The sequence below is a fragment of the Pseudomonas sp. S2_B07 genome (assembly GCF_054668435.1).
The window spans coordinates 3,702,977-3,722,022 of record NZ_CP162769.1 but is presented as its reverse complement, the minus strand read 5'-3'; the positions used below and the strand labels follow the sequence as shown (position 1 = coordinate 3,722,022).

At 59.8% G+C, this 19,046-nt stretch carries 18 protein-coding genes; 5 read left to right on the top strand and 13 right to left on the bottom strand.

Features of this window, described 5'->3' with window-relative positions:
- The first annotated feature begins 89 nt into the window (after positions 1-89).
- Positions 90-1,430 (top strand): hemolysin family protein, encoded by a 1,341-nt coding sequence (locus AB4N43_RS17065; RefSeq protein WP_027926303.1) that lies wholly within the window; start codon positions 90-92, stop codon positions 1,428-1,430.
- Positions 1,431-1,486: 56 nt separating this feature from the next.
- Here AB4N43_RS17065 and AB4N43_RS17060 read toward each other — a convergent pair whose 3' ends face one another.
- The 7 genes from AB4N43_RS17060 to AB4N43_RS17030 all read right to left on the bottom strand — a co-directional run bounded on the left by AB4N43_RS17060 (position 1,487) and on the right by AB4N43_RS17030 (position 10,665).
- Positions 1,487-2,383: a peptidoglycan DD-metalloendopeptidase family protein gene (locus tag AB4N43_RS17060; RefSeq protein ID WP_027926302.1), complete on the bottom strand. Its 897-nt coding sequence runs from the start codon at positions 2,381-2,383 to the stop codon at positions 1,487-1,489.
- Positions 2,384-2,589: 206 nt separating this feature from the next.
- The gene (locus AB4N43_RS17055) at positions 2,590-3,489 is read right to left on the bottom strand and encodes a response regulator (RefSeq protein WP_194940494.1); all 900 of its coding nucleotides are present in this window, start codon (positions 3,487-3,489) and stop codon (positions 2,590-2,592) included.
- Between the two features lie 167 nt (positions 3,490-3,656).
- Positions 3,657-4,418, bottom strand: a complete 762-nt coding sequence (gene phoU, locus AB4N43_RS17050) for a phosphate signaling complex protein PhoU (protein WP_008150055.1) — start codon at positions 4,416-4,418, stop codon at positions 3,657-3,659.
- 120 nt (positions 4,419-4,538) lie between these two features.
- Positions 4,539-5,372: a phosphate ABC transporter ATP-binding protein PstB gene (gene pstB / locus AB4N43_RS17045; RefSeq protein ID WP_027926300.1), complete on the bottom strand. Its 834-nt coding sequence runs from the start codon at positions 5,370-5,372 to the stop codon at positions 4,539-4,541.
- 123 nt (positions 5,373-5,495) lie between these two features.
- Entirely contained in the window at positions 5,496-7,166 is a 1,671-nt protein-coding gene (gene pstA, locus AB4N43_RS17040; RefSeq protein ID WP_059181934.1) for a phosphate ABC transporter permease PstA, read from the bottom strand.
- Between the two features lie 15 nt (positions 7,167-7,181).
- Complete coding sequence (locus tag AB4N43_RS17035; protein ID WP_027926298.1) at positions 7,182-9,464, bottom strand: ABC transporter permease subunit; 2,283 nt, start codon at positions 9,462-9,464, stop codon at positions 7,182-7,184.
- A 199-nt stretch (positions 9,465-9,663) separates the two neighbouring features.
- Positions 9,664-10,665, bottom strand: coding sequence for a phosphate ABC transporter substrate-binding protein PstS (locus tag AB4N43_RS17030; protein ID WP_027926297.1), 1,002 nt, complete (start codon positions 10,663-10,665; stop codon positions 9,664-9,666).
- A 269-nt stretch (positions 10,666-10,934) separates the two neighbouring features.
- Here AB4N43_RS17030 and AB4N43_RS17025 point away from each other — a divergent pair, with 269 nt between their 5' ends.
- Together AB4N43_RS17025 and AB4N43_RS17020 are read left to right on the top strand one after the other, a co-directional pair.
- On the top strand, positions 10,935-11,636 hold the full coding sequence (locus AB4N43_RS17025) for an ImmA/IrrE family metallo-endopeptidase (RefSeq protein WP_460151746.1): 702 nt from the start codon (positions 10,935-10,937) through the stop codon (positions 11,634-11,636).
- Entirely contained in the window at positions 11,629-12,123 is a 495-nt protein-coding gene (locus tag AB4N43_RS17020; RefSeq protein ID WP_460151745.1) for a PIN domain-containing protein, read from the top strand. Before AB4N43_RS17025 ends, AB4N43_RS17020 begins: the two co-directional genes overlap by 8 nt.
- A 9-nt stretch (positions 12,124-12,132) precedes the next feature.
- Here AB4N43_RS17020 and AB4N43_RS17015 read toward each other — a convergent pair whose 3' ends face one another.
- On the bottom strand, positions 12,133-13,431 hold the full coding sequence (locus AB4N43_RS17015; protein ID WP_027926294.1) for an MFS transporter: 1,299 nt from the start codon (positions 13,429-13,431) through the stop codon (positions 12,133-12,135).
- 364 nt (positions 13,432-13,795) lie between these two features.
- On the opposite strand from AB4N43_RS17015, the gene AB4N43_RS17010 reads away from it, so the two are divergent.
- Both AB4N43_RS17010 and AB4N43_RS17005 read left to right on the top strand, forming a co-directional pair.
- Positions 13,796-14,200: an acyl-CoA thioesterase gene (locus AB4N43_RS17010; RefSeq protein WP_007942704.1), complete on the top strand. Its 405-nt coding sequence runs from the start codon at positions 13,796-13,798 to the stop codon at positions 14,198-14,200.
- 57 nt (positions 14,201-14,257) lie between these two features.
- Complete coding sequence (locus AB4N43_RS17005) at positions 14,258-15,157, top strand: D-hexose-6-phosphate mutarotase (RefSeq protein WP_027926293.1); 900 nt, start codon at positions 14,258-14,260, stop codon at positions 15,155-15,157.
- Positions 15,158-15,262: 105 nt separating this feature from the next.
- Here the strand turns inward: AB4N43_RS17005 and AB4N43_RS17000 are convergent, their stop codons facing one another.
- The 5 genes from AB4N43_RS17000 to AB4N43_RS16980 form a co-directional block, all read right to left on the bottom strand.
- Positions 15,263-15,799: a DUF3299 domain-containing protein gene (locus AB4N43_RS17000; protein ID WP_059181930.1), complete on the bottom strand. Its 537-nt coding sequence runs from the start codon at positions 15,797-15,799 to the stop codon at positions 15,263-15,265.
- A gap of 89 nt (positions 15,800-15,888) precedes the next feature.
- A complete protein-coding gene (locus AB4N43_RS16995) occupies positions 15,889-16,134 on the bottom strand; it encodes a GlsB/YeaQ/YmgE family stress response membrane protein (RefSeq protein ID WP_027926291.1) in 246 nt (81 codons plus the stop codon).
- Between the two features lie 111 nt (positions 16,135-16,245).
- Positions 16,246-17,328: a 5-(carboxyamino)imidazole ribonucleotide synthase gene (locus AB4N43_RS16990; protein WP_027926290.1), complete on the bottom strand. Its 1,083-nt coding sequence runs from the start codon at positions 17,326-17,328 to the stop codon at positions 16,246-16,248.
- A gap of 11 nt (positions 17,329-17,339) precedes the next feature.
- On the bottom strand, positions 17,340-17,831 hold the full coding sequence (gene purE, locus AB4N43_RS16985) for a 5-(carboxyamino)imidazole ribonucleotide mutase (protein ID WP_008030713.1): 492 nt from the start codon (positions 17,829-17,831) through the stop codon (positions 17,340-17,342).
- A gap of 243 nt (positions 17,832-18,074) precedes the next feature.
- Complete coding sequence (locus AB4N43_RS16980; RefSeq protein ID WP_027926289.1) at positions 18,075-18,983, bottom strand: LysR substrate-binding domain-containing protein; 909 nt, start codon at positions 18,981-18,983, stop codon at positions 18,075-18,077.
- Positions 18,984-19,046 lie beyond the last annotated feature (63 nt).

Sequence of the window (19,046 nt, the reverse complement as noted above, 5' to 3'; positions counted from 1 at the left end):
CAGCCGCTACATTGGCTGACTTGTGCCTGCCCTTCAGGCACCGCATTACTCCCCTTTTTTTGAATAGACGGAACCCGCAAAACCCCATCATGGACCCTTCCCCTGGCTTGACCCTCGCAACAATATTCGCCGACTTCGGCATGATTCTCTTTGCTCTGATCCTGGTGTTGCTCAACGGATTTTTCGTTGCGGCGGAATTTGCCATGGTCAAACTGCGCTCGACGCGAGTCGAGGCCATCGCCGATAAAAACGGCTGGCGCGGACATATCCTGCGCACCGTTCACAGTCAGCTCGATGCGTACCTCTCGGCGTGCCAGTTAGGTATCACCCTCGCCTCCCTCGGCCTTGGCTGGGTCGGTGAACCGGCGTTCGCGCACATCCTCGAGCCGATGCTTGAAGCAGTTGGCGTGCAGTCGGCCGAAGTGATCAAAGGCGTCTCGTTCTTCGCCGCGTTCTTCGTCATTTCGTACCTGCACATCGTGGTCGGCGAGCTGGCCCCGAAATCCTGGGCCATCCGCAAACCGGAACTGCTGTCGCTGTGGACTGCCGTGCCGCTGTACCTGTTCTACTGGGCCATGTACCCGGCGATCTACCTGCTGAACGCCAGCGCCAACACCATCCTGCGCATCGCCGGCCAGGGTGAGCCCGGCCCGCATCACGAGCACCATTACAGCCGTGAAGAACTGAAACTGATCCTGCACTCCAGCCGTGGCCAGGACCCGAGCGACCAAGGCATGCGCGTATTGGCCTCGGCTGTGGAAATGGGCGAGCTGGAAGTGGTCGACTGGGCCAATTCCCGGGAAGACCTGGTGACGCTGGAGTTCAACGCACCGCTGAAAGAGATCCTGGCGATGTTCCGTCGCCACAAATTCAGCCGTTACCCGGTGTACGACAGCGAGCGACAGGAGTTCGTCGGCCTGCTGCACATCAAGGACCTGCTGCTGGAGCTGGCGGCGCTGGATCACATCCCCGAGTCGTTCAACCTGGCTGAGCTGACCCGGCCGCTGGAACGCGTCTCGCGGCACATGCCGTTGTCGCAGCTGCTGGAGCAATTTCGCAAGGGCGGCTCGCACTTCGCCCTGGTGGAAGAGGCCGATGGCAACGTCATTGGCTACCTGACCATGGAGGACGTGCTGGAAGTGCTGGTTGGCGACATTCAGGACGAACATCGCAAGGCCGAGCGCGGGATCCTCGCGTACCAGCCTGGAAAACTGCTGGTGCGCGGTGATACACCGCTGTTCAAGGTCGAACGCCTGTTGGGCATCGACCTGGATCACGTCGAAGCCGAAACCCTCGCCGGGCTGGTCTACGAAAGCCTCAAGCGGGTGCCGGAAGAGGAAGAAGTGCTGGAAGTCGAAGGTTTGCGGATCATCATCAAGAAGATGAAAGGGCCGAAGATCATTCTGGCCAAGGTGTTAATGCTCGACTAAACCACAAAACCTGTGGGAGCGACCCTGCTCGCGAAGGCGTCAGTACAGGCAACACATCACTGCTTGCCCAACACAAAGTTGGGCAACACCCCCATCGGTTGTTTGAACTGGTACGGAATCGACACCAGCCCCAGTCCCGTATTGCGCTGCACCACAAAATGCAGGTGCGGCCCGGTGCTGTTGCCGGTGTTGCCCGACAGCGCCAACGCACTGCCCACCGACACCCGCTGCCCCTCACGAACACAGACCGAACCTTGCTTGAGGTGCAGGTACACGCCCATGGTCCCGTCATCGTGCAGCACCCGCACGAAATTGCCCGACGGATTGGTGCCACGCCCCGTTTGCCCGCTCTCGGTTTTCACCACCACCCCGCCACGCGCAGCGATGATCGGCGTGCCTTCAGGCATGGCGATGTCGATCGCGTAGCGACTCTTCGGCCCGAAGTGGCTGTAGGCGCCTTCGGCACCCTGGCTCACATGAAACGGACCGCCTCGCCAGGGGAACGGGTATCGATAGGCCATGGCAGACCCTGAGGGGTTGCCCAAGGCGTATTTGAACTTCGGGGTGTACACGAGCGGCCTTCCGGCCTGAGTCGCGGTGAGCACTGCGACACGGACGCTGCTGCGCGCCGGCAATACCTTGCGAATCGGTTTACCCGGCGCGCCGCTGACGTTTTTCAACCCGGCGAAACTCAAGCCGATCTCCACTGGCGCGTACAGGTTATTGCGCACGTACACGCTGTGCTCGCCGTCCTTCTTCAGGAAAACCAAGTACACCTGACGCTCAAGGTGCTCATCCATGCGATCTCGAAAAACGAACACCTCGGAGCCTTTCGTGGGGCGGTCACTGTAGGAGACCACGCCATTGGCGTCGGTGGACTTGTAGACCGTCACGGCCATCGCCGAAGTGGCGGCCATGAACAGACCACAGAAAAACAGCAGGCGCGCGAGCATGGGCAAGGTTCTGTCGAGTAAGGCCTTGGGGTGAGCCTAGCAGCTGCAATGGACCCAAGGAGTCGGCAGATGTTTCAAATGATCGTTCCCACGCTCCAGCTATGTGGTGATTTTGAGGGCCCCATCGCGAGCAAGCTCGCTCCCACAGGGGAATGCATTCCGGTGTGGGAGCCTGCTGGCGAAAGCGGACTATCAGGCGACGAAGATTACGCGCCAGGAATGAAGTGCTTCTGTGCCGTACCACGAGCAATCAGGCGGGAGATGTAGTCGAGTTTTTGCGCGTCCTGGTCGACGAAGCGGAAGGTCAGTTGCAACCAGTCGCTGTCCGGTTTCGGCTCATGGGCGACGACAGCGTGCAGGTAACCGTTCAGGCGCGCGATTTCAGCGTTCTCGCCCTGCTCCAGGTCGAGCACCGCGCTGTCGAGGATTTGTGGCAGCGTGTCGGTGCGCTTAACCACCAGCAGCGCTTCCTTGATGCTCAAGGCCTTGATCACGCATTGCTGGATGCCGCTCGGCAAGCGCAGCTGGCCTTGACCACGACCACTGGCAGGCGCGACGGCAGCCGGGGCCTTGACCGGTGGGCTGTTGAGCAAACCACGAGACGGGGCGGCAGCTGGCGTCGGTGCGATCACGGCCGGTTTGCCGCCGGTCAAGGCGCTGAGGGTATCGTTGCCGAAGGCCGAGTTCATTTTCGCCGGCGCGCCGCTCATCAGGGCGTCCAGTTTGCCGACCTTGTTCAACGCCTGCTTGACCTTGGTCAGCAGTTGTTCGTTGGTGAAGGGCTTGCTGACGTAGCCGGAAACGCCGGCCTGAATCGCCTGGACCACGTTCTCCTTGTCGCCACGGCTGGTGACCATCACGAAGGGCATGGTCTTGAGGTGGTCCTGCTGGCGACACCAGGTCAGCAGTTCCAGGCCTGACATTTCCGGCATTTCCCAATCGCACAGGACCAGGTCGAACGTCTCCTTGGCCAGCATGGCCTGAGCCTTTCTGCCGTTGATCGCGTCTTCCGTGCGAATGCCCGGGAAGTAGTTGCGCAGGGCTTTCTTTACCAGGTCACGAATGAACGCTGCATCGTCCACCACCAACACGCTGATCTTGCTCATCCATCACCCCTCGAAAAAATCCCGGCAAGCATACCGTTTTGCTGATGGCACATTGCCAAAAACCTTCAGTCACGCCGGGACTTTTCGTTCGCGGGTGCTGCTAGTAACGTCGAAAACCACACACAAAAACGCCCGGCCAAAGGACCGGGCGTTTTTCTTGGGCAGTCTTACTTATCGTCAGCTTTGCCCGGAACATTAGCGGTTTCACCGCTTGTTCCTTCAACTTCTTCTTTCATGCGCTTGAGGCCCAGGTGACGCACGTCGGTGCCGCGCACCAGGTAAATCACCAGTTCCGAGATATTGCGCGCGTGGTCGCCGATCCGTTCCAGCGAACGCAACACCCAGATAATGCTCAAGACCCGCGAGATAGAGCGTGGGTCTTCCATCATGTAGGTCGCCAGCTCACGCAGGGCGGTCTTGTATTCGCGGTCGATGATCTTGTCGTACTGCGCCACCGACAGCGCCAGGTCGGCGTCGAAACGGGCAAACGCGTCCAGCGCATCGCGCACCATGTTGCGCACCTGATCGCCAATGTGGCGAACCTCGACGTAACCGCGCGGCGCTTCGCCTTCTTCGCACAACTGAATGGCGCGGCGGGCAATCTTGGTCGCTTCGTCACCGATGCGTTCCAGGTCGATGACCGACTTGGAGATGCTGATGATCAGGCGCAAGTCAGACGCTGCCGGCTGACGACGGGCCAGAATGCGCAGGCATTCTTCGTCGATGTTGCGTTCCATCTGGTTGATCTGGTCGTCGATCTCGCGAACCTGCTGGGCCAGACCGGAGTCGGCTTCGATCAGCGCGGTCACCGCGTCGTTGACCTGCTTTTCCACCAACCCGCCCATGGCCAGGAGGTGGCTGCGCACTTCCTCCAGTTCAGCGTTGAACTGCGCGGAAATGTGGTGGGTAAGGCCTTCTTTACTAATCATCTGTTTCGCTCCGCGAAAGTTGCAAGCTTCAAGCTGCAAGCTTCAAGCAGTTATGTATAAGTCCTGATATCGCACCGCTTCTTTCTTGCCGCTTGAAGCTTGCGGCTTGCAGCTGTACGGCTAGCCGTACCGCCCCGTGATGTAGTCTTCGGTCTGTTTCTTCGCCGGATTGGTGAACAGGGTGTCGGTGTCGCCGAATTCCACCAGTTTGCCCATGTACATGAACGCCGTGTAGTCGGAAACCCGCGCGGCCTGTTGCATGTTGTGGGTCACGATGACGATGGTGAATTTCGATTTCAGTTCGTAGATCAGCTCTTCGACTTTCAGCGTGGAGATCGGGTCGAGTGCCGAGCACGGTTCGTCGAGCAGCAGCACTTCCGGTTCCACGGCGATGGTGCGCGCGATGACCAGACGTTGTTGCTGGCCACCGGACAGACCCAGTGCCGATTCATGCAGACGGTCCTTGACCTCGTCCCACAGCGCCGCGCCTTTCAACGCCCATTCAACGGCTTCGTCGAGGATGCGCTTCTTGTTGATGCCCTGGATGCGCAGGCCATACACAACGTTTTCGTAGATGGTTTTCGGGAACGGGTTCGGCTTCTGGAACACCATGCCCACGCGACGACGCAGTTCGGCCACGTCTTCGCCCTTGCGGTAGATGTTGTTGCCGTAGAGGTTGATCGCGCCTTCGACACGGCAGCCATCCACCAGGTCGTTCATGCGGTTGAAGGTCCGCAGCAGCGTGGATTTACCGCAGCCGGACGGGCCGATGAACGCGGTCACACGCTGTTTCGGGATGTTCATGCTGACGTCGTACAGCGCTTGTTTCTCGCCGTAGAACAGGCTCAGGCCCGGCACTTCAATGGCCACGGTTTCCTGCTCGAGACTCAGGCTCTGTTTGTCGCGACCCAACGCCGACATGTTGATGCCGTGGGTATGTGTTTCGTGCTGCATGGGAGGCTCCCTGTGCTAACAAATTCGGTTCGTTGAACCGCTGGCTTGGTATTCGGGCCAGCGGCTTACTCAAAATCTCTGTCTGACACCAGCTCCCACAAGGGACAGCGGCGACCAATTAACTTAGCTATCCAGCGCTTTGTATTTCTCGCGCAGGTGGTTCCGGATGTAGACGGCCGACAGGTTCAGCGTGGCGATCACCAGTACCAGCAGCAGTGCCGTGGCGTATACCAGCGGCCGCGCGGCTTCGACGTTCGGGCTCTGGAAGCCGACGTCATAAATATGGAAGCCCAGGTGCATGATCTTCTGGTCAAGGTGAAGGTACGGGTAGTTGCCATCCAGCGGCAGCGACGGCGCCAGTTTCACCACACCCACCAGCATCAGCGGCGCCACTTCACCGGCGGCACGCGCCACGGCGAGGATCATGCCGGTCATCATCGCGGGGCTGGCCATCGGCAGCACGATCTTCCACAAGGTTTCTGCCTTGGTCGCGCCGAGGGCCAACGAGCCTTCACGCACGGTGCGAGGAATCCGCGCCAGGCCTTCTTCGGTGGCCACGATCACCACCGGTACGGCCAGCAGTGCCAGGGTCAGCGAGGCCCAGAGCAGACCCGGTGTACCGAAGGTCGGTGCCGGCAAGGCTTCAGGGAAGAACAACCGGTCAACCGAGCCGCCCAGTACATAAACGAAGAACCCCAGACCGAACACGCCGTAAACAATGGCCGGTACGCCCGCCAGGTTGTTCACCGCGATGCGGATAATCCGGGTCAACGTGTTCTGCTTGGCGTATTCACGCAGGTAAACCGCTGCCAGCACGCCGAATGGCGTCACGATCATCGCCATGATCAACGTCATCATCACGGTGCCGAAAATCGCCGGGAAAATCCCGCCCTCGGTATTCGCTTCACGCGGGTCGTCGGACAGGAATTCCCAGACCTTGCTGAAGTAGAAACCGACCTTGGTCATCGTGCCCATGGCGTTCGGCTGGTAAGCGTGAACCACCTTGCCGATGCTGATTTCGACTTCCTTGCCGTTCGCATCGCGGGCCGTGAGGCTGTCGCGGTTGAACTGGGCGTGCAGGTCATTCAGACGGGCTTCGATGTCTTGATAACGTGCATTCAGCTCGGCGCGCTCGGCATCCATGTCCGCTTGCGCGGCGGCGTCGAGTTTGCCGGCCAGTTCCAGTTTGCGACCGTGCAGACGAATGCGTTCCAGACCCGAGTTGATGGCGCCGATGTCGACCTTTTCCAGGGTCTTGAGCTGTGCCGCGAGCTTGTTCACGCGATCAACACGCGCCTGCAGTTCCGGCCAGGCCGCTTCGCCTTCAGCGATGACTTTGCCGTCCTGTTTGAGGTTGACCAGGTAGCCGTAGAAGTTGCCCCACTCGCGACGCTCGATGGTCATCAGCTCAGGCGGGTTTTTCTGGTTGGTCAGCCACTCGCCGACGATCCAGGTGAAGTCGTTGCCGTTCAAGTCACGGTTACCGACTTTGATCAGCTCGCGGGTCATGAACTCCGGGCCTTGATCGGGTACCGGCAGGCCAGCGCTTTTCAGGCGCTCACGCGGCACTTCTTCCTTCTGTACCACTTCGCCGATGACCAGGTGATTGGCCTGGCCCGGCACGTCGTAGCTGGCGTGAATCAAATCCGCCGGCCAGAAGTGACCCAGGCCGCGCACGGCAATCACGGCCAGCAGGCCAATGGTCATGATGACCGCGATGGACACCGCGCCACCGCTGATCCAGACGCCCGGGGCGCCGCTCTTGAACCATCCATTCAGGGAGTTCTGTTTCACAGACTTCTACCTTTCTTAAAGCGACGAGTATTTCTTGCGCAGACGCTGACGAATCAGTTCTGCGAGGGTGTTCATGATGAAGGTGAACAACAGCAGCACCAGCGCCGAGAGGAACAGCACGCGGTAGTGGCTGCCGCCGACTTCCGATTCGGGCATTTCCACCGCAACGTTGGCCGCCAGGGTGCGCAGGCCTTCGAACAGGTTCATTTCCATGACCGGGGTGTTACCGGTGGCCATCAACACGATCATGGTTTCACCGACCGCACGGCCCATGCCGATCATCAGTGCCGAGAAGATGCCCGGGCTGGCGGTGAGGATCACCACGCGGGTCATGGTCTGCCACGGCGTGGCGCCGAGGGCCAGGGAGCCGAGGGTCAAGCCACGAGGTACGCTGAACACGGCGTCTTCGGCGATGGAGTAGATGTTCGGGATGACCGCGAAGCCCATGGCCAGGCCGACGACCAGTGCGTTGCGCTGATCGTAGGTGATGCCCAGGTCGTGGGAGATCCACATGCGCATGTCGCCGCCGAAGAACCAGGTTTCCATGTACGGGCTCATGTACAGCGAGAGCCAGCCTACAAACAGGATCACCGGGATCAGGATCGCGCTTTCCCAGCCGTCCGGCACTTTCAGGCGGATCGACTCAGGCAGGCGACTGAAGGTGAAACCGGCGACCAGGATGCCGATCGGCAGGAGCATCAGCAGGCTGAAGATGCCCGGCAAATGCCCTTCTACATACGGAGCGAGGAACAGGCCGGCGAAGAAACCGAGGATCACCGTCGGCATCGCTTCCATCAGTTCGATCACCGGCTTGACCTTGCGGCGCAGGCTCGGGGCCATGAAGTACGCGGTGTAGATCGCCGCAGCGACGGCCAGCGGTGCCGCCAGCAGCATGGCGTAGAAGGCGGCCTTCAAGGTACCGAAGGTCAGCGGAGACAAGCTCATCTTCGGTTCGAAGTCAGTGTTGGCGGCGGTCGATTGCCAGACGTATTTAGGCTCGTCGTAGTTCTCGTACCAGACCTTGCTCCACAACGCGCTCCAGGACACTTCCGGGTGCGGGTTGTCCAGCAGCAGCGGCTGAATCTTGCCGCCCGCTTCGACAATGATGCGGTTGGCGCGTGGCGACAGACCGAACAGGCCCTGGCCTTCCACGACCTGATCCACCAGCAAGGTGCGGTGAGCAGTGCTGTGGAACACGCCGAGTTTGCCGGAGGCGTCGAGGGCGACGAAGCCTTTGCGACGTTCTTCAGCGCTGATTTCAACAATTGGCGTGGTGCCCATCTGGAACGTACGAATCTGCTTCAGGCGCAGCTCGCCGTCGGGGTCGCGCGCCATGAACCACTGGGCCAGACCACCTTTGGAGTCGCCGAGGATCAGCGAGATACCGCCCACCAGTTGGGTACTGGCAGTGATTTGCGCTTCGCCGTCTTCAAGCAGTTTGTAGCGACCGTTGAGGCTCTTGTCGCGCAGACTGAACACGTCGGCCTGAGCACGCCCGTTGATCACGTACAGCCACTGCTGACGCGGGTCGACGAAGATGTTCTTCACCGCCTCGGTCATCTGCGGCAGGTCGATACGCTTCTGCTCGTTGGTGACTTCACCGGTCATCATGTTTTCTTCGCTGGTCAGCGACAAAACATTGAGTTGCGAACCGGTTGCGCCGACCAGCATCAGCGTCGAATCGTTGGCGTTGAGGCTGATGTGCTCCAGCGCGCCGCCCGCTTCGTTCAGGGCAATCGGCGTCTGGCCATACGGGTATTCGATGGCCGGCGAGATGGTTTTCTTGCCGTCCGGGTAGCTGACTTTATAGGTGTGACGGAACACCAGTGCCTGACCGTTGGACAGACCCACAGCCACCAATGGATGGCCCGGTTGGTCTTCACCGATGGAGGTCACGCTGACACCGGCGGGCAACGGCAGATCGAATCGCTTGAGTTCAGCGCCACTGTCGATATCAAAGAACAGCGCCTGGCCCTTGTCGGAAACCCGCATGGCGACCTGGTTCTGTTCTTCGAGGGAGATCATCAACGGCTTGCCGGCGTCTTGCATCCAGGCGGGCGTGATGGCGTCCTTGGCGGTCAGGTTGGCACCCTGGAACAGGGGCGCGACGACGTAGGCAAGGAAGAAGAAAATCAGCGTGATCGCGCCGAGGACAGCGAGGCCGCCAACAAGGACGTACCAACGGGTCAGGCGATCTTTGAGCGCGCGAATGCGGCGCTTGCGTTGCAGCTCAGGCGTATTGAAATCAATTCGCTTGGGGGGATTCGTAGTCATGGTGGAATTGGCCAGATCATTCATGCGCACACCCTAGCGATCCTGTATGACAGAAAGATGACAATGCAGTGACGCAACAAGTCCGCCGCCAGCGGGAACTGGCAGAGGACCGGAAATTTGGGGGTGTGGGAGCAAGAGCCCTGGCTTGCCGGGAGACCGGGTTACGGCCATCGCGGGCAAGCCACGCTCCCACAGGATCCGAGGTTAACCTCGAATCAATTTGTTACTTTTTTGCGACTTCAGCGCCGCCTTCCGACAGACCCAGGTCAGCCAGTGCTTTGGCTGCGACTTTGGCTGGCAGTGGGATGTAACCGTCTTTCACTACAACTTCCTGGCCCTGTTTGGACAGAACCAGTTTCACGAACTCGGCTTCCAGCGGGGCCAGAGGCTTGTTCGGGGCTTTGTTGACGTAAACGTAGAGGAAACGCGACAGCGGGTATTTGCCGTTCAGTGCGTTTTCTTCGCTGTCTTCGATGAACTCAGTGCTGCCCTTCTTGGCCAGAGCCACTGTCTTCACGGAAGCCGTTTTGTAGCCGATGCCCGAGTAACCGATGCCGTTCAGCGAGGAGCTGATCGACTGCACGACCGAAGCCGAGCCAGGTTGTTCGTTCACGTTTGGCTTGTAGTCGCCTTTGCACAGGGCTTCTTCTTTGAAGTAGCCGTAGGTGCCGGATACCGAGTTACGACCGAACAGTTGAACCGGCTTGTTGGCCAGGTCGCCGGTCACGCCCAGGTCGCCCCAGGTTTTGACGTCGGTTTTAGCGCCGCACAGACGAGTGGACGAGAAGATCGCGTCGACTTGTTCCATGGTCAGGTGCTGGATCGGGTTGTCTTTGTGAACGAAGACAGCCAGGGCGTCCACGGCAACCGGGATAGCGGTTGGCTTGTAGCCGTACTTCTGTTCGAAGGCAGCCAGTTCGGTGTCCTTCATCTTGCGGCTCATCGGGCCCAGGTTAGAGGTACCTTCAGTCAGCGCAGGTGGCGCGGTGGCGGAGCCCGCGGCCTGAATCTGGATGTTGACGTTCGGGTATTCTTTTTTGTAGTTCTCAGCCCAGAGGGTCATGAGGTTGGCCAGGGTATCGGAGCCGACGCTGGACAGGTTGCCCGACACACCAGTGGTCTTGGTGTAGCTCGGGATAGCAGGGTCAACAGCGGCAACCGCGTTGGCAGTCGCAACGCCAGCAGCGACAAAAGTCATTGCCGCCATCAAACGCTTCAGTTTCATGCCTTACTCCTAGCAGATAGGGTGTGTTAAGTCGGGGCCAAGTATCAGCAGGCCGTGTGAACACTCTATGGCTGAAATATGACAATTGGATGAAAGGCCAGCATTCGAGTGCCGGATACATCCAGCCTTGCAGCGCAGGTTGACAAATCATAACTAGAAGACAGCCTTGTCAACCACGAGAACAGATTCGTGAGCATCTCGAGCGCTACATCGCTCTGGAGGATTGCTTCGACCCGGCAGACATCCATACTCCGGCCACCCCAGCGCAAATGCTACCGGTTTCCTCTATAGAGGAAGCTGAACGCGCGGCCGAACAACTGCGTGAGTTCTGGAAGATCGGCAGTGATCCCATCTCCAACCTTACCGAGCAATTGGAAGAGCACAGCATCAAGGTAGCCATGCTCATGGGGCCAGATGACTTTGATGGGGCCTGCGCCGCTACCGGTGACGGTCGTCATGTCCTGATCGCGCTCAACGCCGAGCGTCCTGGCGAACGCATACGCTTCACCGCTGCCCATGAGCTGGGTCATTGGGTCATGCAGTTACCCGAAGAAATGCCCGAAAGAGAAAAGGAAAACTGCTGCCATCGTTTCGCGGGGGCCTTCCTCTATCCGGCCAAAGGTGTCACCAGTGACTTTGGTAACCACCCTCGCTCCAGGGTTCATCCCCGGGAACTGCTCATCGCCAAGCGCCAATATGGAATTTCGATGCACGCAGCACTGCGGCGCCTCAAGGATTTAAATCTTCTCAGCGACGGCGGTTACAAATCCCTCACCATTCAATTCAGCTCGAACGGCTGGCGCAAGGCCGAGCCAGAGCCATTGCCGTGCAAACCTCCACAACGTTTTGAGTCGTTGGTGTTTTGGGGATTGGCCGAAGGATTGATCACCAAATCCCGTGCAGCTGAACTTCTACGCAAACCAGTGAGCGCTTTAGATCCCAACTTCCTGGGCTCACTGGAGAGTGCATGACTCCGATCTACATCAGCGATACGAATATCTGGATCGATTTCAGGAATGCAGGGCTGCTGGAACAGATGTTCAGACTGCCTTCACTCTTTGCTGCACAGATTTCGTACTGCACGAGCTCGAAGATTTTCCGCACGACGAATTGCTAGCCCACGGGTTAATTGTCGAATCATTCGAGGGTCCGGAAGTGGCACGGCTGTTCAGTCTGAAAATCGAACATAACAACAGTTCTCTGGCAGACGTTTCCTGCTATCTACTGGCTCAGCAAACAGGTCGACCGTTATTGACGGGGGACGGCAAACTTAGAAAGCAGGCACAAAAGGATGGGCTACAGGTACACGGTGCACTTTGGCTGCTGGACCTGATGGTTGACTGCCAGGTTGTTGGATTGCAGCAGGCTGCGGATGCTTTGGAGGACATGCTTATGCGCGGAGCACGTTTACCGTCAGGCGAGTGTGAGGCAAGGCTTTCGCGCTGGCGAAAGCCTTGATGGCGACGGTTAGCGCCCCTTCTTCCAGAGATACCCACCCACCACAATCCCGACCCCGCAAATGATCGCCACATAATAGGCAGGCCCCATCGGGCTCTCCTTCAGCAGCAACGTCACCACCATCGGCGTCAAACCACCGAAAATCGCGTAGGCCAGGTTGTACGAGAACGACAACCCGCTGAACCGCACCACCGCCGGGAAGGCCTTCACCATCACGTACGGCACCGCGCCGATGGTGCCCACCAGCAAACCGGTCAAGGCATACATCGGAAACAGCCAGTCCGGGTGATTGAACAGGCTGTGATAGAACGTCCACGAGCTGATCAGCAACGCGGCGCTGCCAAACACGAACACCCGCCCGGCACCAAAGCGATCGGCCAGCGCACCGGACGCCACACAGCCCAGGCTGAGGAACACAATCGCCAGGCTGTTGGCCTGCAACGCCGTGGTCGGCGAGAAGTGGTAAACGGTCTGCAACACGGTCGGGGTCATCAGGATGACCACGATGATGCCGGCGGACAGCAGCCAGGTCAGCAGCATGGAAATCAGGATCGCCCCGCGATGGTCACGCAGTACGGCGCGTAGCGGCACTTCTTCAGCCAGGGCCTTGCGCAGTTGCAGTTCGGCGAACACCGGGGTTTCGTGCAGCCAGCGGCGCAGGTACACCGAGAACAGGCCGAACACACCACCGAGCAGGAACGGGATCCGCCAGGCGTAATCCGAGACTTCCACGGGGGTGTAGATGCTGTTGATCGCCGTGGCGACCAGCGAGCCCAGCAGAATGCCTGCCGTCAGACCGCTGGTCAGGGTGCCGCAGGCGTAGCCGATATGCCGTTGCGGCACGTGTTCGGAAACGAAGACCCACGCGCCGGGCACTTCACCGCCAATCGCTGCGCCTTGAATCACCCGCATCAGCAGCAAGAGGATCGGTGCCCACATGCCAATCTGCGCATAAGTCGGCAGCAAACCCATGATCAGGGTCGGTACCGCCATCATGAAGATGCTCAGGGTGAACATCTTCTTGCGTCCCAGCAGGTCGCCGAAGTGCGCCATGACGATGCCGCCCAACGGGCGCGCCAGGTAGCCGGCAGCGAAAATGCCGAAGGTCTGCATCAGCCGCAGCCACTCGGGCATGTCCGCCGGGAAGAACAGTTTGCCCACCACCGTGGCGAAGAACACGAAGATGATGAAGTCGTAGAACTCCAACGCACCGCCCAGGGCAGACAGCGATAGAGTCTTGTAGTCGTTGCGGGTCAAGGGACGTGCGGGTTGAGTCGGCTGCGCGATGCTCGAGGGCGCTGTGGTCATGGCAAGGGCTTCTCTTATAGTCGAATCTGCAACCTCAACAACGCTGGCGGAGGCTTGGGCAGGTCCGGCACCATAACAAATTGTTCGAAAAAGCACATAGAGGTGCGTTTTTGACGGTCAAAATGAGAACCCGGCGGTCGTCTCGGAGTCTACCGACCGATATACTCGGGATCTTGCAACAGTTTGAAAGGGTTGCTGTGCGAAGACGCTGCTGGCTCTACCAGTCGATTTCGCAGAGTTTCCCTTTAGGCGCCTTACGAAAAACGTGACGAACGTAGTATGTTCGGGGCTGAATCGTTTTTCTTGAAAGCGGCTATTCACCTGAAGTACCAACGAAGAGTCACGGGTCAGAGGCACCCCCGGCATGATAGAGCTCGAACAAGAAGATCCAATCCCGCAAGGCGATCTGGCCCTGCAAATCACCGCGCTTCCTCGCGAAACCAACGGCTTCGGCGATATTTTCGGCGGCTGGCTGGTGGCGCAGATGGATTTGGCCGGCACCGCCATGGCCAGCAAGGTTGCTGGCGGGCGTGTTGCCACCGTTGCGATTGATCGCATGGCGTTCCTGGTTCCAGTGGCGGTGGGCGCCCAGCTCTCCTTTTATACCCAGGCCCTGGAAATCGGCCGCAGCTCGATCAAGATGATGGTCGAGGTCTGGAGCGACGATCCGCTGTCCAGCGAGTGGCGTAAAGTGACTGAAGCGGTGTTTGTGTTCGTCGCCATCGACGGCAGCGGCCGTACTCGCTCGGTTCCGCCCCGCGCGCGTTAAACGCTGAGGCGGTTTTGCGGTCCATTGCAGTCATTGTTCCCGATCGAGAGTTGTCCCATGAACACGCCCAACGTTGAAGCCGTGAAACTGGATGAACTGAACTGCTGGCGCATCCGCCACGGTCAGGCTGAATTGCTGGTCGCCCAGCAAGGCGCGCACATCCTCAGTTATCAACTGGCCGGCCAACCGCCGCTGATCTGGCTCAACGATGAGGCCGTGTTCAAGACCGGCAAGAGCATCCGCGCCGGCGTGCCGGTGTGCTGGCCGTGGTTCGGCAACCTTGCACGCAACCCGCAGAGCGTTCAGGCGATGCGCGTCAGCCATGAAGCGCCGAGCGCCCACGGTTTTGTCCGGGCAATGGATTGGGAGTTGGGCGGCATTGAGGCCGAAGGCGAAAGCCTCAAGGTGGAATTTGTCCTGCCCTACCCTGAAGGTGGCTTTGCGCAGTGGCCGCATCAGGTGGATTTGAAGCTGAGCATTCGTCTGGATGAGCAACTACACATCAGCCTGACCAGCCATAACCAGGGCACGGATACCGTCACCCTCAGCCAGGCGCTGCACAGTTATTTCGCGGTCAGCGATGTACGCAACGTGCAGGTTGAAGGGCTGGATGGCTTGAGCTACATCGAGACGCTGGATGACTGGAAAACCGTCACTCAGTCTGGTGACCTGCAGTTTACCGGCGAGACTGATCGCATTTACCTCGATCCCCCGACGACGCTGAGCATTGTCGATCCGGCGTGGGAGCGACGCATTGAGCTGACCAGCAGCGGGTCGCGCGCAGCGGTGATCTGGAACCCGTGGATCGAGCGTGCGGCAGCGTTCAGCGACATGGCCGACGATGGCTGGCAGCGGATGCTGTGCATCGAGACGGCGAATGTGATGGGTGATGTGGTGACACTGGCACCGGGTGCCAGCCATACCTTGGGCGTAAGCATCGCCAGCAAATCCCTCTAACACTGCAAAACAATGTGGGAGCGAGCTTGGAAGCCATAACATCCAACATCAATGTTGACTGTTACACCGCCATCGCGAGCAGGCTCACTCCTACATTTTGATCACCTACAGATCCGATTCTTTTACTACCCGCACCTTCGCCGCATCCAGCGCATACGCCGCATCAGCCAGGTCGTTGTTGACCTTCTCGATCTTCAACGTGCCGGTTACCCACAGTGGTGTATAGATGTCATCCAGCTTCAACCCCTTCGGATAACGCACCAGCACCAACTGGTTCGGCGGCGGTGGCGGCACGTGGATGCAGGCGCCCGGGTAAGGCACGAGGAAGAACAGCGTGCTGCGGCCCTTGGCGTCGGACTCAAGCGGCACCGGGTAACCCCCGATGCGGATGTTCTTGTCGTTCATCGACGGCACGGTCTTGGTCGAATACATCACCGCCGGCAAGCCTTTGCTCTGCTTCATGCCACCTTTCGCAGTAAAGGTGCCATCGCCTTCAGGGGAGTTGTGGTCGATTTCTGGCATGGCTTCGAGGGCTTTCTGGTCCGACTTGGGCATCAGTTCCAGCCAGTCGGTTTCCGGCAGTTCGCCGGCATGGGCCAAACCACTGCCCAGAAAAAGGAGAGTCAACAGAAGACGGCGCATTGAGGTGCTCGGTAAAGGGAGAGGCGATAAGTCGCCGAGCATTCTAGCCCTCTCTGCGTGCGGCGCAGAGGGGGCTTTGTCGCTTTGGATCAGTTCTTTTTGATCAAACCGTAGATCACCAGCAACACCACCGCGCCAACCAGCGCACCGATGAAACCAGCGCCTTCGCCCGCGTGGTAGATGCCCAGAGCCTGGCCGCCGTAAGTGGCCGCCAGCGAACCGCCGATACCGAGCAGGATGGTCATGATCCAGCCCATGCTGTCATCGCCCGGTTTCAGGAACCGAGCCAGCAGGCCAACGATCAAGCCGATAAAGATGGTTCCGATAATTCCCATGGCATTTCCCTCTGATTGGTTGGTTATGCGAAAGCCTAGTCAGACTTTGGCATCCTGCCATGAGAGAACGGCGGCCCCAGAATGGTTCCGCCGCGGCCACATGAAACTATCTTATTCGGCGATGAGCGCTTCGACCTTGAGGATCTGTGCCGCCAGTGTCTCGCGGTCTGCACAGCGCAGGTTGGCGTGACCAACCTTGCGACCGGCCTTGAACGCCTTGCCGTAGTGGTGCAGATGGCAATCGGCAATCGCGATCACCTTCTCCACCGGCGGTACAACGCCGATGAAGTTGAGCATCGCGCTCTCACCGATTTTGGCCGTCGAACCCAGCGGCAGACCGGCAACGGCGCGCAGGTGGTTTTCGAATTGGCTGCACTCGGCGCCTTCGGTGGTCCAGTGCCCGGAGTTGTGTACGCGCGGGGCGATTTCGTTGGCCTTGAGACCCCCGTCGACTTCAAAGAATTCGAACGCCATCACGCCGACATACTCCAGCTGCTTGAGCACGCGGCTGGAATAGTCTTCCGCCAGGGCTTGCAGCGGGTGATCGGTGCTGGCCACGGACAGCTTGAGGATGCCGCTGTCGTGGGTGTTGTGAACCAGTGGATAGAAGCGGGTTTCGCCATCGCGAGCGCGCACGGCGATCAGCGACACTTCGCCAGTGAACGGCACGAAGCCTTCCAGCAGGCAAGCAACGCTGCCCAGCTCGGCGAAGGTGCCGACCACGTCTTCCGGTTTGCGCAGGACTTTCTGGCCCTTGCCGTCGTAACCCAGGGTGCGGGTTTTCAGCACGGCCGGCAGACCGATCGAAGCCACGGCGGCGTCCAGATCGGCTTGCGACTGGATGTCGGCGAACGCCGGGGTCGGAATCCCCAGGTCCTTGAACATGCTCTTCTCGAACCAGCGATCACGGGCAATGCGCAGGGCTTCGGCGCTCGGGTAGACCGGCACGAATTGCGAGAGGAACGCCACGGTTTCGGCCGGGACGCTTTCGAACTCGAAGGTCACCAGATCGACTTCATCGGCGAGCTGACGCAGGTGATCCTGATCGCCGTAATCGGCCCGCAGGTGTTCGCCCAACGCGGCTGCGCAAGCATCCGGCGCGGGGTCCAGGAAAGCGAAGTTCATACCCAGCGGGGTGCCCGCCAGCGCCAACATGCGACCCAACTGGCCGCCACCGATTACACCGATCTTCATCGTCAACAACCTCAGGCGATGCGTGGGTCTGGATTGTCCAGGACGCTGTCTGTCTGCTCAGCACGGAAAGTTTTCAGCACTTCGTGGAACTGCGGGTGCTTGGCGCCCAGGATGCTCGCCGACAGCAGCGCGGCATTGATCGCGCCAGCCTTGCCGATGGCCAGGGTCGCAACCGGGATGCCGGCCGGCATCTGCACGATGGACAGCAGCGAATCGACGCCGGACAGCATCGCCGACTGCACCGGCACGCCCAGCACCGGCAGGTGGGTCTTGGCCGCACACATGCCTGGCAAATGGGCTGCGCCACCGGCACCGGCGATAATCACCTCAATGCCACGGGCCTCAGCCTCTTCGGCGTACTGGAACAGCAGGTCCGGGGTGCGGTGGGCAGAGACCACTTTCACCTCGTAAGGGATGCCGAGCTTTTCCAGCATATCGGCGGTGTGGCTAAGGGTGGACCAATCGGACTTGGAGCCCATGATCACGCCAACCAGTGCACTCATCGTCGTGCCTCTTCTCTCTGGGCGCCCGCAGGCGCGTCAAAAAACAACAAGCCACGCAGGATGCGTGGCTTGATTGTACGAATTATGGCCGGGCGAACCGGCCGAAGGCCGCGCAGTATACCGTAATGACACAGATAAACAGCCCCCGAAACGACCATCTGTCATACGGCGCAAAGGGCCGGTTTTATTGACTTGCGAGTCAGCCAACTACACCACAAATCCCTTGTGGGAGCGTCGGTGTGTTCAAGTGCCTTGCGCGGCGCCGCCTTCGAGCTTGCGCCACAGCAATCGCACGTTGGCCTTGCGCACCAGTGCGCAGCGGTACAGGCGAATTTCCAGCGGCACATGCCATTGCGGGCCACCACACACCACCAGCTCACCCCGAGCCAGTTCGGCGCGCACACTGAGTTGTGGCACCCAGGCAATCCCCAAGCCTTCCAGCGCCATGCTTTTCAGGCTGTCGGCCATGGCGGTTTCATAAATAGTGGTGAAGCGCAGCGCCCGCTGGCGCAACAGCATGTTCACCGAACGACCGAGAAACGCGCCAGCGCTGTAGGCGAGCAAAGGCACGCTGCCCTCGCCTTCCAGATCGAACAACGGCTTGCCGTCCGCATCCGCCGCGCACACCGGGAGCATTTCGGTATGGCCGAGGTGCAGCGAAGGGAAGATTTCCGGGTCCATCTGCAACGCCGCATCCGGGTCGTAGAACGCCAGCATCAAATCGCAACCGCCTTCACGCAGGGCATGCACCGCGTCGCCGACGTTGGTCGCGACCAGACGCGTCGCGATGTTCAAACCTTCGTTACGCAACTGCGCGATCCAGCGCGGAAAGAAGCCCAGCGCCAATGAGTGAGCGGCGGCGACTTGCATGACTTCGCCCTGCCCGCCTTCGAGGTGATGAAGATGGCGCAGTACTTCGCCCAGCTGTTCGACCACGGTCCGCGCCGTCACCAGAAACAATTGCCCCGCCGCCGTCAGCTCGATAGGCGTGCGCGAGCGATTGACCAGTTGCAACCCCAGCGCGGCTTCAAGGCTGCGGATCCGCCGGCTGAACGCCGGTTGCGTCACGAAGCGTCGTTCGGCAGCCTGGGAGAAGCTGCGAGTGGCGGCCAGGGCGCTGAAGTCCTCAAGCCATTTACTTTCCAGATTCATCACGCCCTCCCGGACACGCACCAATTTAGGTCACACGCTCGCCACAGACGCGGCGTCACATGG

Coding starts and splice junctions, on each gene's coding strand:
- AB4N43_RS17065 (WP_027926303.1), top strand. CDS start 90: ATGGACCCTTCCCCTGGCTTGACCCTCGCAACAATATTCGCCGACTTC.
- AB4N43_RS17015 (WP_027926294.1), bottom strand. CDS start 13,431: ATGACCACAGCGCCCTCGAGCATCGCGCAGCCGACTCAACCCGCACGT.
- AB4N43_RS17030 (WP_027926297.1), bottom strand. CDS start 10,665: ATGAAACTGAAGCGTTTGATGGCGGCAATGACTTTTGTCGCTGCTGGC.
- AB4N43_RS17035 (WP_027926298.1), bottom strand. CDS start 9,464: ATGAATGATCTGGCCAATTCCACCATGACTACGAATCCCCCCAAGCGA.
- AB4N43_RS17060 (WP_027926302.1), bottom strand. CDS start 2,383: ATGCTCGCGCGCCTGCTGTTTTTCTGTGGTCTGTTCATGGCCGCCACT.
- phoU (WP_008150055.1), bottom strand. CDS start 4,418: ATGATTAGTAAAGAAGGCCTTACCCACCACATTTCCGCGCAGTTCAAC.
- AB4N43_RS17010 (WP_007942704.1), top strand. CDS start 13,796: ATGATAGAGCTCGAACAAGAAGATCCAATCCCGCAAGGCGATCTGGCC.
- AB4N43_RS16980 (WP_027926289.1), bottom strand. CDS start 18,983: ATGAATCTGGAAAGTAAATGGCTTGAGGACTTCAGCGCCCTGGCCGCC.
- AB4N43_RS17005 (WP_027926293.1), top strand. CDS start 14,258: ATGAACACGCCCAACGTTGAAGCCGTGAAACTGGATGAACTGAACTGC.
- AB4N43_RS16995 (WP_027926291.1), bottom strand. CDS start 16,134: ATGGGAATTATCGGAACCATCTTTATCGGCTTGATCGTTGGCCTGCTG.
- purE (WP_008030713.1), bottom strand. CDS start 17,831: ATGAGTGCACTGGTTGGCGTGATCATGGGCTCCAAGTCCGATTGGTCC.
- pstB (WP_027926300.1), bottom strand. CDS start 5,372: ATGCAGCACGAAACACATACCCACGGCATCAACATGTCGGCGTTGGGT.
- AB4N43_RS17000 (WP_059181930.1), bottom strand. CDS start 15,799: ATGCGCCGTCTTCTGTTGACTCTCCTTTTTCTGGGCAGTGGTTTGGCC.
- AB4N43_RS17025 (WP_460151746.1), top strand. CDS start 10,935: ATGCTACCGGTTTCCTCTATAGAGGAAGCTGAACGCGCGGCCGAACAA.
- AB4N43_RS17055 (WP_194940494.1), bottom strand. CDS start 3,489: ATGAGCAAGATCAGCGTGTTGGTGGTGGACGATGCAGCGTTCATTCGT.
- AB4N43_RS16990 (WP_027926290.1), bottom strand. CDS start 17,328: ATGAAGATCGGTGTAATCGGTGGCGGCCAGTTGGGTCGCATGTTGGCG.